Here is an 11,922-nt window from a genome sequence, read left to right on the forward strand (position 1 = left end):
CTACTGTTGTCAGGTATAGCGATGTTAACTCACCGCCGTCACGCGCTAATCAAACGCGGCCTCGACGCGGGCGCAGCATTATCGCTAACCAGCGTGAGTCCCGGCCCGCGCGGTTCGCGGCGGATGGGGAAGGCAGGCAGCACGGCGCGTTGCAGCGCCTGGCCTGGGGCGCTGGCAAACGCCATTGGCGTGGTCACCGGCAGGGTTTCGACAATTTCGCCGCTATCCATCACCAGTACCCGCTGGCAAAAGCGCTCCACCAGACGCAAATCGTGGGTGATAAACAGGCAGGCGGTGTGGTACTGCTGCTGGAGGTTTTTCAGTAGCTGAATGATGTTCGCCTGCAGCACCAAATCCAGATTCGACACCGCTTCGTCGAGAATTAACAGCTTCGGCTCGACAATCATCGCTCGGGCGAGGCACACCCGTTGAAGCTGGCCGCCGCTCAGCTGCGGTGGGCGTTTATCCAGTAAACCGGCGTCCAGTTCGGTCGCCGCCATCACCCGCGCAATGCGTTCATTTTGCTGTGCGCCAGAGAGTTTCAATAAGTGCCGCAGCGGTTCACGGATAATTTCGCTCACCGTGCGGCGCGGGTTGGCGGCGCTGATGGCGTCCTGAAACACCATCTGGATTTCGCGGCGAAAAGCGCGCATCTCGTCGCCTTTCAGCGTGGAAAGGGGCTTGTTACGCCAGCAAATATCGCCCGCGCTCGGGGATTCCAGGCCAATAAGCAGACGCGCCAGGGTGCTTTTCCCGCAGCCGCTACTGCCCAGCAGCGCTACGCTTTCACCTTCGCTAATCGCCAGCGAAATACCGGTCAGCACCTGATGATGGTGTGCGCCGGTCAGCCCCATCCGCCCGTAGCGGTGCGAAACGTTCGAAACCGATAACAGTGCCATCACGCTAACTCCATGCCATACAGCGCCAGATGCGCCGATACCAGATTGCGGGTCACCGGGTGCTGCGGCGCGCGAAACAGCGTTTGTACGTCGCCCCGTTCGACAATTTTGCCGTTTTCCATCACCGCCACTTCGTCAGCCAGCCGCGCCACCACGCCCATATCATGGGTGACCAGCAACATGCCAGGCGCGCGCTGGCGCATCTGATCCTCCAGCAGTTCCAGAATGCGCGCCTGCGCCAGCGCGTCGAGATCGGTCGTCGGTTCGTCGGCGATAATAAACGGCGCATCGCTCAGCACCGCCAGGGCAATCATCATGCGCTGGAGCATCCCGCCGCTCATCTCAAACGGGTAGAGCTCCAGCACCCGCTCGGCCTCTTCCAGCCCAACGGACGCCAGCGTGGCGATAAGCACGGCGTCATCCAGGCTTTTGCCCAGCGCCCGGCAGGTTTCTCTGGCGTGAGTCGCCATGGTGAACAGCGGATTAAAGGCGCTGCGCGGGTTCTGCATGATGGTCGCCACCTGCCTGCCACGCAGCGATTGCGGGGTTACGGTCTGCCCATTCAGCGCCAGCTCGCCCGCGGTTTGCCGCACCCCGGCGGGCAGTACGCCCAGCGCGGCGGCACAGGTGAGGGATTTCCCGCTGCCGCTGCCGCCGACCAGCGCCAGCACGCGCCCCGAGCGCAGCGTCAGCGACACGCCCTGCACCAGCGGGCGCTCTGCTGCCAGCGTAATGTTGTGCAATTCAAGTTGTGACATCAGTGGCTATGCTCCATGGCAAGATGCGGATCCAGTTGGTCACGCAGCGCGTCGCCCAGCAGGTTAAAGGTCATCACGCTGATAAACAGCGCCAGGCCCGGCCAGAACATCTGCATCGGTTGGGTCCAGATATACTGGCGCGCGTCGTTGATCATCACGCCCCATTCCGGCGTGGGTGCGCTGACGCCCAGCCCAAGGAACGACATGCCCGCCACGTGCAACATCATATGGCCGATATCCAGCGTCGCCAGCACCAGCAGCGAGGGCATCACCGCGCCAGCGAGATGATCAAAGAAGAGATGCCAGCGGTTAGCGCCGCTCATCCGGGCCGCCAGCACGAATTCCCGATGGCGCAGCGAAATCACGATGCTGCGCACCATGCGCGCATACCAGGCCCAGTGGGAGAGGGCGATGGCGAGGATCACGTTCACCAGTCCGGTGCCCAGCACGCCCACCATAAAAAACGACAGAATCGAGGTGGGGAAGGTCATAAACATATCGGTGGTACGCATCATCAACTGGTCGGCACGCCCCCCCATCAGCCCGGCGCTGCCGCCTATCACCAGCCCCAGGGTCAACACTAATAACAGGCAGGCCAGCACCGATCCCAGCGACACGCGCGTCGCCGCCAGCAGGCGAGAGAAAATATCGCGCCCCAGATGGTCGGTGCCCAGCCAGTGGGTGCCATCCGGCGGCAGCAGACGCTGCGGCAAATCTATCGCCAGCGGATCGAACGGCAGCCACCACTGGCTGGTCAGGGCGATGGTCATCAACAACGCCAGAGAGAGCAGCGCCAGGCGCACCGGCCAGCGCGCCATACGGAAAAAATTCACGAGTGCGCTCCTTCGTGGCGGCGAATGCGCGGATCGAGCGCGGCATTCAGCAGATCGACGCCGAGATTGCAGATCACAAACACGCCGACCATCATCAGGGTAAAGCACTGGATCACCGGGTAGTCGCGATTAAAAATCGCCGATACGGCATAGCGCCCGACGCCGGGCCAGGCGAAGATATTTTCGATAATCATGGTGCCGCCGATCAGTTCGCCGATATGCATGCCCACCGCCGTTATCATCGGCAGCGTGGCGTTGCGCAGCACGTGCCGCCGCTCGGTTTGCCGATCGCTAAGCCCGCGCAGTTTCGCCCAGGTGACATGACGCTGACCCGCCGCATCCAGCATGCTGGCGCGCAGGAGGCGCGCGTTGATCGCCAGCGACATAAAGGCGATAGACACTGCCGGTAAAATGATGTGCTGCCAGCCGCCGTAACCCAGCGCAGGCAGCCATTGCAGATGGACCGAAAACAGCATCACCAGCAAAAAGGCCAGCCAGAAGTTGGGCATCGACACGCCCAGAAAGGCGATTAACCGCACAAGGTAATCCGGTAGCCGGTCGCGGTAGCGCGCCGCCCAGATGCCGAGCGGCACTGAGGTCACCAGAATCAACGCCAGCGCGAAACCCGCCAACTGGAGCGTTGCGGGGAAAAAGCGCAGTAAATCGTCCAGTACCGGGCGCTGGGTGGCGAACGACACGCCGAAATCGAGATGCAAAGCGTTCCACAGCCAGCGGCCATACTGCACCGGCAGAGGCTGGTCGAGGCCGAGCATCACGTGGGTCGAGGCCACCAGCTCCGGCGTTGGCGGCAGGTTGGACAGCCGTAAATAGTCCATTGCCGGGTCGCCGCTGCCGAGGCGCAGCAGCAGGAAGATAATCAGCGACGCCGCCAGCAGCATGGGCACCAGCAGCGCAACGCGCCACAAAATATAACGTAGCATCAGGGCGTTACCGGCTTAATCTGTTCAAACGGAATATCCGAGGACATCGGCGCAAAGGGCAGCGCGCCCCACTGCGGCTGGGAGACGGTCATCAGGGAAACGTAGCTCAGCGGCAGATACACCGCGCTTTGATGCAGGCGGGTCAGCACGTCGCGGTACAGCGCTTTGCGCTGAGTTTCATCGGTGCCGGTGAGGATCTGACCGATTTCCGCGTCGATTTGCGCTTTATCCGCCAGGCCGAGCTGGGCCTGATAATCGGCGTGGGACGGGACGCGCATCGAACTCATAAAGGCATGCGGATCGAACGGCGCGCCCCAGGTGCTGTTGAAAATCATATCGAAGCGGCCATCGCGCTGGCGGGCGTCAATGCTGCTCTCTTCTTCGCCAACCAGTTTTACCTCTACGCCCACCTGGCGCAGGTTGGCCTGAATCACTTCCGCCATCGATTTATTCAGGGCATCGGTGCCGATAAACGCCAGCTCCAGGCGCAGCGGTTGGCCCGCTTTTTCGCGGATCTGCTGGCCGGGGGGCAGCGTCCAACCGGCCTTTTCCAGCAGGGATTTCGCCTTTTCGGGATCATAGTGGCGCGGCGTCAGGCCGATATTCGCGTAGGGCACGCTCGGGGCGAACAGGGTATCCGCCACCTGTTGAGTGCCGTACAGTACGCTGTTGACCAGGGTTTTTTTATCCACCGCATAGTTCAGCGCTTCCCGCACCGCCTGTTCACGGGTGGGGGATCTCGCGGAGTTGAGCGCCAGCATCACGGTCTCCACCGGGGCAGAAAGCTGAGTTTTCCACTGCGGGTTATGGCTGAAGCGCTCAAAGGTATCCAACGGCAGCAGCCCCTCGTCACCGTACATCAGATCGATTTCGCCGGTTTCAAACGCCACCGCGCGGCTGGTGGGGTCGGCAATCACTTTGATGGTGACCTTATCCAGCGCTGGTTTATCTCCCCAGTAATGATCGTTACGCACAAACACATCGTATTGATTAAGTTTGCTTTCCTGCAGCACCCATGGACCGGTGCCAATCGGCGCGATAATGCCGTTTTTGGTTCCGCCCTGTTTAAACTGCGACGGCGCGATAAAGCGGAACGGGCGCGGTAGCGCCAGCTCTTGCAGAAACGGATAGTAGGCGTCTTTTAACTCGATTTGCAGACGGTGTTCATCCAGCGCCTTCACGCCGACGATCTGGTTCGCCAACTCCAGCCAGGCATGCCGCGGGCGATTATCCAGCACCGCGCGGAAATTAGCTTCGGCGGCCTGGGCGTTAAAGGGCTCGCCATTGGAAAAGGTCACCTTATCGCGCAGGGTGAAAATCCATTGTTTGCCGTCCGCGGAATGGGTCCATGCGCTTGCCAGCCACGGCGCGATACTGCCGTCGGCCTGATACTTCACCAAAGACTCATAAACCATGCTCTGGGCGAACATTTGATTTGGCGTATATAAGTGGGGATTTAGCGGCCCCACGTTGACCGGCCAGGCGGTAGTTATTTCATGCGGTGTCGCAGCGCCAGCCATCAATGAAACACACGCCAGCAAGACTGTTAAACAACGCCGTAAAGTGAACAAAGGACTACTCCTTGCGGAATAAGGGGGGACCCAAAATGAGTATGATGATTTTATGAAAACTGCATACGCGGGCGTTGTTCTGGATCAACCTTAGGCAAACTGATAATTAGCCGTCGCTTTTCGCGGCGAATCATCAGTTTTTTATATTTATTTGCCGGTTTTTTGATATCCCTACTGTACATAGGTTATTGTTCGCGGCTTAATAACGGCGTTTTCATTCACAGTTAACAGGTCTGTTATTGATGAATAGTTATCGACCCGCCTTTCTCCACCAGTCCCTGTCTGCTGTGATGACCCTCTGCGGTTTTGGCCCGCGCTGCCGCCGCCTCACTTCCATCAAAAAAGACAGATAACTATGCAACGTCGACAATTCCTTAAAAATAGTGTGCTGCTTTCTGCTGCCGGTTTAGTTGGCCCCTCGGTGGTCAGCCAGACGGTTCATGCTGCCGAACCCGCCGCCGCGCCGGTTGCGCGCCGTCGTTTTGTGCTTTCGCAAACCTATAAACTGAATCCGCCGCAGGGCTCCAGCGGCGTGGTGAAACTGTGGATCCCACTGCCGGTGGATACCGCGTTTCAGCAGATGACGAACCTGACATTCAGCGGCAACTACCAGCAGGCTTACATCACCACCAATAATAGCTACGGCGCGAAAACGCTGTTCGCCAGTTGGCCGACATCCGGCGGCGATTTGCAGATGAAGGTGGAAATTGAAATCGAAACCGCCGACTGGGAGCCGCTGAAGCACGACGCGCTGAAAACCTGGCAGGCACCGGAACACATTATTTATCCGCTGGACGTGAAGCCTTATCTGCTGCCAACCACCCATACGCCGGTTGATGGCCAGGTCCGGGAAACGGCACAGAAAATTACCAACGGCGAACAGGACCCGCTGAAAAAAGCGCGCCTGATTTATGAGTGGGTTAGCCGGAATATGGAACGCGATAACGACGTTATCGGCTGCGGTACCGGCGATGTGGCGGCGATCCTGAAAAGCGGCAAACTCAGCGGCAAATGCACCGATATGAGTTCGGTGTTCGTGGCCCTAGCGCGCGCCAGCGGCATTCCGGCGCGTGAACTGTTCGGTATCCGCCTGGGCAAAGCCAACAAGCTTGAGCGCTACTCGAAAAGCGCTTTTGGTAAAGCCGATGAGCAGGGCGTGGCTGACGTCAGCGGCGGCCAGCACTGCCGGGCGGAATTTTATCTGGCGGGCTACGGCTGGCTGCCGTGCGATCCGGCGGACGTGACCAAAATGCGTCTGGCGGAGAAAAAAGCCCATGAAGATGCCGATGTGCAGGCGGTGAATACATATCTGTTCGGCAACTGGGAAATGAACTGGGTCGGCTTTAACTACGGGCGCGACTTTGAACTCTACCCGGCCACGGAGCAGGGCGCGATGAACAACTTTGGCTATCCCTATGCTGAAGTCGATGGCGACCCAATTAACTTCTACGATCCGAAAGTATTCTCTTATCGCTATGTCTCAACCGAACAGCGCTAAAAGCGCGGGATTGACTCTCCTGACGGCAGCTGCGGCTGCCGTTACCGCCGGGCTGTGCTGCATCGGCCCGCTGCTGTATCTGCTGTTCGGCATCTCGGCGGCGGGGTTTGCCGGGCTTGCGAAGCTGGAGTTTTTACGTATCCCGATGATCGCCCTTTCACTCGGGCTTATCGCGCGCGGCTTCTGGCGGCTCTGGTTTTCGAAAAGATTGTGGTGTACCGGGCGGCTGACGCTGGGCCAGATGCGTTTGCTGTACTGTCTGGCGCTGCCGTTTATGCTGCTGATCCTGTTTTACCCGACAGTTGTCGGCTGGTTTTATGAGGTATTTGAATGAAACGACTCGCGCTAGCCGCTTGCCTGATGCTGCCCCTGTGGGCGCAGGCAGGAAATGAAAAAGTGGTGCTGGATGTGGAAAACATGACCTGTTCGCTATGCGTGATCTCCGTGAATCAGGCGCTACGGGAGACCGACGGGGTAATCAAAGCCAAATCGTCCCTGAAAAGCCGCCAGACTGAAGTGATCGTCCCTGAAGGGTTCCCTACCGAGACGCTGCTGAAAGCGGTGGCGAAAACCGGCTATACCGCTACGGTGAATCATACCGAAGCGCAGTAAAACCCTTCTCGACGGCGTCATAACTGCCCTTGTTACCGATTTTGGAACCTTTGCCGCAAATTGGTTAAGCGCTTTTAATGCGTTCTACTTTTGGACATGGATGCGGCGGGAGTCAGTCAAACGCGGGCGTATGATGGCGGCGGCGCTTGAGGCTTTTTGCCTCATTAACGCAGGGTAGTGAAGTGGTGTTGTGCGGCAGAAAGAAGAAAGCCCCGAAGGTCAATTTTTCAATTAACCAACGAGGCTACCCTATACATAAACAACATCAGGATAGCCTCTTACCTGTCGCAAGACAAGGAGAAGAAAGCATGAAACTGCCGCGAAACGCCCTGATCTGGTGTGTATTTATGGTGTGTTTGACACTGTTGATATTCACGTATCTGACGCGCAGTTCGCTCTGCGAGCTGAGGGTGAAAGACGGAAGCAGGGAGGTCGCTGCGTTACTGGCTTACGAACCTGGTAAGTAGCACCTGGAGGCGGGGGAAACCCCGCCTTTTCAGGCGGATGTGTTGATGCATAGCCAAAAGCGCCTTTTAACAGGGCTGTCAGTGTTACTGGCAGCCCTTTTTTACTGACAATGAATGCTCTGGCCGACGCCGTTGCGGCTTTTGAGCTGTTACGCGCCGGAACGGGTTTGCATTAAGCTGTTAATTAGTAGAGTCTTATTGACCCACGATGATTCAGCCAGGCCAGAACCCATGTCGATTGCGCCGTTGCCCCCGTTGAATACTTTGATTGCCTTTGAAGCCACCGTGCGCCTTGGCAGTTTTACCCGCGCCGGGGAAGAGCTTAGCCTGACGCAAAGCGCCGTCAGCCGCCAGATTGCCCAACTGGAGGCCTCGTTAGGCCGCACGCTGCTTATCCGCCGTCGCCACGGCCTGGAGTTAACCACCGCTGGCGAGCGTTATCTGCATCAGATCCGCCATTTTCTCGAAGAGTGCGCCGACGCCACCGCCCAGGTAATGAAAAACGCCGGTGAAAACGACATCACCCTGGCCTGCTCATCGGGCATTGCGCAATTCTGGCTGCCGCTGCGCCTGAGCGAATTCCGCCGCCAGCACCCGGAAATCAAGATCAATTTAATCATGCGCGACGGCGTCACCCGCCTGACGTCATTCGAATTTGATCTGGGCATTTATTACCTGCGACAGGAAAACCTTATTAACTTCGACACGGTAAAACTGTTCGATGAAGAGATGTTCCCGGTCTGTTCGCCGCGCTATCTGGCGGGCAGGCCGCTGTTTACGCCGGAAACCCTGAAGCAGGAAACCCTGCTGGTGCTGGAGGACGCGCAACATCAGTGGATTGGCTGGCCGGAATGGTTTGAAATCAACGGCACCGCCAGCCCGCCGCTGCGCCAGACGCTGCGCGTCAATCACTATCCGCCGCTGATTGAAATGGCCTGTCTCGGCAACGGCGTGGCGCTTGCGTGGCGTCACATCATTGACAGCGTGATCGCCAGCGGACGGCTGGTTAAAGCCTCGAATTTTTCCGTCAGTAAAGGCGGAGGATTTTTCCTGATTACTTCCCAACATCGCCATGAGAACCGCGCCACGCGGTTGTTTAAGCGTTGGCTGTTGGATGATGTGGCGCAAAACCGTCACGCCTGATGAGGCGATTTTTTAACCCGTGTCATGATCGCTGCGCATGGTGGCATGCGTGTTTTTCATTTACGAATTTTAACTAAACATTGTAAATCTTTTAACCAATTCGTAATCAAGAAGTAACACAACGCCATCACAACAGGAGCGTGACCCTTATGACAACGCAACACACGCCGTTACTCTTTATCAACGCTACCCTCGTGGATGGCGTTTCCGACACCGCGCTAAAAAACCATCAGTTATTGGTTGAAGACGGCAAAATCAGCCAGATCTCTGCCGGTTCTATCGACGCGCCCTCCGCCACCGTGGTGGATTTAAAAGGCAAGACACTGATGCCGGGCCTGATCGACTGCCACGTTCATGTGATCGCCAGTTCTGCCAATCTGGGCCACAACGCCATGCTGCCGGATTCGTTGATTACCGCCCGCGCCGCGAAGATCATGCAGGGCATGTTGAACCGCGGCTTTACCACCGTGCGTGACGTCGGCGGCGCCGACTACGGTCTGAAGCAGGCGCTGGAAGAGGGATTGCTTAGCGGCCCGCACTTGATGATTTGTGGAAAAGCGCTGTCGCAAACCGGCGGCCATACCGACTATCGCGGTCGTTATGATTCGCGCAACGCCGATTTTTATGCCAAAAAGCTTGGCGCGCTGGGCCGCATCTGTAACGGTGTGGATGAGGTGCGCCGCGCGGTGCGTGAAGAAATTAAAGCCGGCGCCGAGTTTATTAAAGTGATGGCGAACGGCGGCGTCTCTTCTCCGAGCGACCCTATCGATTTCCTGAGCTTTTCGGTTTCCGAACTGGAAGCCATCGTTGAAGAAGCCCGTAACGCCCAAACCTACGTCAGCGCCCATCTTTATACTGATGAAGCCATTCGCCGCGCGGTGAACGCGGGCGTCCACTCTCTCGAACACTGTAATCTGATCACCCCGGAAACCGCCGCGCTCGCCGCCAGTAAAGGCGCGATGGCCTGCCCGACGCTGGTGACCTATGAAATGCTGAAAAACGAAGGCGAGCAATACGGCCTGCAACCAGACTCCATCGCCAAAATAGACGACGTGCGCTTAAGCGGCCTCGACAGCCTGAAAATCATGTTCGAAGCCGGTTTGCCGATGGCTTATGGCTCCGATCTGCTGGGCGATATGCACGTGCACCAGTCCGAGGAATTTGTCATCCGTAACCGCGTGCTGCCTGCCGCAGAAGTGATCCGCAGCGCCACCTCTGTCGCCGCGCGCCTGCTGCGTAAAGAGGGCGAAATCGGCAGCCTGACGCCGGGTGCCTGGGCCGATCTGATCGTGGTCAACGGCAACCCGCTGGACGACATCAGCCTGCTGACCGGCCAGGGCAAACACATTCCGCTGATCCTCCAGCAGGGCAAACCGGTGAAAAACGCGGGCTTCCTGCCAGTGGACTAATTCCCGAACACACCCGACTACGCGGCATCCGTGCCAACACAGCAATTATTAAGATGAGAATGCGCCTATGTCACTGTTACATCGTCTCGACCGGCTCCCGTTGAGCCGTCCGCATTACATGTTGTTGTTGATAGGTGGACTGGGATACACCTTTGATGGCATGGACGTCGCCATTATTGCTTTTTTACTGCCCGCCCTGCGCGACGTTTGGTCGCTGAGCGGGGCCGAGCTGGGCCTGGTAGGCTCTGCCACACCGATTGGCGTGCTGATTGGCGCGCTACTGGCGGGCTATGTGGGCGACCGCTATGGCCGTAAAACAGTGATGTGCTGGGCGCTGGCGATCTACTGCGTGATGACGCTGGTTGCTGCGTTTTCACCCAACTTTACGGTCTTCGTTATCGCCCGCGTGCTGGCGGGCGTGGGTACCGGGGCGGAAAGCGTGATTATCGCGCCGTTCCTGAGCGAATTTATCCCCCCGAAAAAACGCGGCTGGTTTATCGGCTCGCTGGCGGGGTTCTTCTCATTCGGTTTTGTCGGGGCCGCGCTGCTGGGCCGCTTTGTGGTGCCGGAATTTGAAGATGGCTGGCGTTATGCGCAGGTGATCACCGCGCTGCCGATCCTGATGCTGCTGTGGTGGCGCCGCAGCCTGCCGGAATCTCCGCGCTTCCTGCTGGGCAAAGGGCGCGCCGACGAAGCGCGCGCGATTGTCGAAACGCTGGAGACCCAGGTGATCGCGGCTACCGGCAAACCGTTGCCGCCAGTAGATACGCCGCGTGAGGTTGAGCCCAGGGTTGCGCCTGCGCCATCGCCGGGCCTGCTTCAGAGTCTGGTGATCATGTTTGGCAGCGCGATGCGTCGCCAGACCACGGTCATCTGGGTGATCTGGTTTGTGGTGACGTTCTGCTACTACGGATTTTTCGCCTGGATACCGTCATTACTCGTCGAACGCGGTTTCACTGTGACCCGCAGTTTTGAGTTCTCGATCATTATTTATATTGCGCAGATACCCGGGTATTTCTCCGCCGCCGTCTGCTCCGACTGGCTCGACCGTAAACGCACCATCGCGCTGTATCTGGTGGGCAGCACCATCAGCGCCTGGTGCCTGAGCCAGGCCGATAGCGCGGGGGCGATTGTCGCCGCCGCCGCGGTACTGTCATTCTTCCTTAACGGCTGCTATGCCGGGTTGTATGCCTATACGCCGGAGAGTTTCCCTACCGCCATTCGCGCCACCGGCTGCGGTTTCGCCAGCGCTTTTGGTCGTGTGGGCAGCATCATGGCGCCGTCGATTATCGGGGTGTTCTCAGCATCGCTGGGTTTTGCCGGGGTGTTTACGATGACGACTTCGGTGCTCGCGGCGGGGGTTGTGGTGTTGCTGGCCTGGGGGGTGAATACGAAAGGGTATTCGCTGGAGGCGATTACGCCGGAGAAGGGCGGTGAGGCTGTGAAAGGTAAGGGGAATGCCAGGGAGGCCTGGCGGACTCGCTAGGGGGATTGTTCCGTTCGCATGGGTTTAGTGGAATTGTTCCGTTCGCGTGGGTTTAGTGGAATTGTTCCGTTCGCATGGGCTTTCGGGTCAGTCTCTGGCGCCAGTGTACGCGAACGGGCCAGGGGGGCTCGCCGCCGCCCCCCTGGCGACCCCGGCTCCCCCGAGCGAAATCGCCGCTTCGCGGTACCCTCAGCTTATCGCGTCCGGCTCCGGGTCGGGCGCGATGCTACATCCTGTAGCTCGCACCCTCTGGCGGCATCCATGCCGCCAGCCCCGGCCTCCCGCGAACGCTTCGGCGATTTCGA

At 58.6% G+C, this 11,922-nt stretch carries 12 protein-coding genes and 1 pseudogene; 8 read left to right on the plus strand and 5 right to left on the minus strand.

All coding sequences use genetic code 11. The features are described from left to right. Window positions 1–38: 38 nt before the first annotated feature. The 5 genes from nikE to nikA are packed head-to-tail and all read right to left on the minus strand — an operon-like array spanning window position 39 to window position 4,951. Window positions 39–899 (minus strand): nickel import ATP-binding protein NikE, encoded by an 861-nt coding sequence (gene nikE, locus FHW74_RS18380; RefSeq protein WP_183171794.1) that lies wholly within the window; start codon window positions 897–899, stop codon window positions 39–41. Then, entirely contained in the window at window positions 899–1,660 is a 762-nt protein-coding gene (gene nikD / locus FHW74_RS18385; RefSeq protein ID WP_183171816.1) for a nickel import ATP-binding protein NikD, read from the minus strand. The genes nikE and nikD overlap by 1 nt, the downstream gene beginning before the upstream one ends. After that, window positions 1,657–2,490 (minus strand): nickel ABC transporter permease subunit NikC, encoded by an 834-nt coding sequence (gene nikC / locus FHW74_RS18390; protein WP_183171795.1) that lies wholly within the window; start codon window positions 2,488–2,490, stop codon window positions 1,657–1,659. Before nikC ends, nikD begins: the two co-directional genes overlap by 4 nt. After that, entirely contained in the window at window positions 2,487–3,431 is a 945-nt protein-coding gene (nikB, locus tag FHW74_RS18395) for a nickel ABC transporter permease subunit NikB (protein WP_183171796.1), read from the minus strand. The genes nikC and nikB overlap by 4 nt, the downstream gene beginning before the upstream one ends. Continuing rightward, a complete protein-coding gene (gene nikA / locus FHW74_RS18400; protein WP_183171797.1) occupies window positions 3,431–4,951 on the minus strand; it encodes a nickel ABC transporter substrate-binding protein in 1,521 nt (506 codons plus the stop codon). Before nikA ends, nikB begins: the two co-directional genes overlap by 1 nt. 406 nt (window positions 4,952–5,357) lie before the next feature. On the opposite strand from nikA, the gene FHW74_RS18405 reads away from it, so the two are divergent. From FHW74_RS18405 to FHW74_RS18435, 8 genes and pseudogenes are all read left to right on the plus strand, one after another. Further along, window positions 5,358–6,500: a transglutaminase-like domain-containing protein gene (locus FHW74_RS18405; RefSeq protein ID WP_183171798.1), complete on the plus strand. Its 1,143-nt coding sequence runs from the start codon at window positions 5,358–5,360 to the stop codon at window positions 6,498–6,500. Continuing rightward, entirely contained in the window at window positions 6,478–6,834 is a 357-nt protein-coding gene (locus FHW74_RS18410; protein ID WP_183171799.1) for a mercuric transporter MerT family protein, read from the plus strand. Before FHW74_RS18405 ends, FHW74_RS18410 begins: the two co-directional genes overlap by 23 nt. Further along, window positions 6,831–7,112: a heavy-metal-associated domain-containing protein gene (locus tag FHW74_RS18415; protein ID WP_183171800.1), complete on the plus strand. Its 282-nt coding sequence runs from the start codon at window positions 6,831–6,833 to the stop codon at window positions 7,110–7,112. Before FHW74_RS18410 ends, FHW74_RS18415 begins: the two co-directional genes overlap by 4 nt. Window positions 7,113–7,449: 337 nt before the next feature. Further along, a pseudogene (locus tag FHW74_RS22920) lies at window positions 7,450–7,506 on the plus strand (hypothetical protein); the annotation flags it as partial. Continuing rightward, window positions 7,481–7,579 (plus strand): Hok/Gef family protein, encoded by a 99-nt coding sequence (locus tag FHW74_RS22925; RefSeq protein ID WP_333473298.1) that lies wholly within the window; start codon window positions 7,481–7,483, stop codon window positions 7,577–7,579. The pseudogene FHW74_RS22920 and the gene FHW74_RS22925, both read left to right, overlap by 26 nt. Before the next feature lie 231 nt (window positions 7,580–7,810). Further along, on the plus strand, window positions 7,811–8,722 hold the full coding sequence (locus FHW74_RS18425; protein ID WP_183171801.1) for a LysR substrate-binding domain-containing protein: 912 nt from the start codon (window positions 7,811–7,813) through the stop codon (window positions 8,720–8,722). 149 nt (window positions 8,723–8,871) lie between these two features. Then, window positions 8,872–10,131 carry an amidohydrolase family protein gene (locus FHW74_RS18430; RefSeq protein ID WP_183171802.1) on the plus strand — a complete coding sequence of 420 codons (1,260 nt, stop codon included), beginning with the start codon at window positions 8,872–8,874 and terminating at the stop codon, window positions 10,129–10,131. 67 nt (window positions 10,132–10,198) lie between these two features. Next, complete coding sequence (locus FHW74_RS18435) at window positions 10,199–11,617, plus strand: MFS transporter (protein WP_183171803.1); 1,419 nt, start codon at window positions 10,199–10,201, stop codon at window positions 11,615–11,617. The last annotated feature ends 305 nt before the right edge of the window (window positions 11,618–11,922 follow it).

Origin of the sequence: Atlantibacter sp. RC6 (genome assembly GCF_014193285.1) — a bacterium.
In the GTDB taxonomy this organism is placed as follows: Bacteria; Pseudomonadota; Gammaproteobacteria; order Enterobacterales; family Enterobacteriaceae; genus Atlantibacter.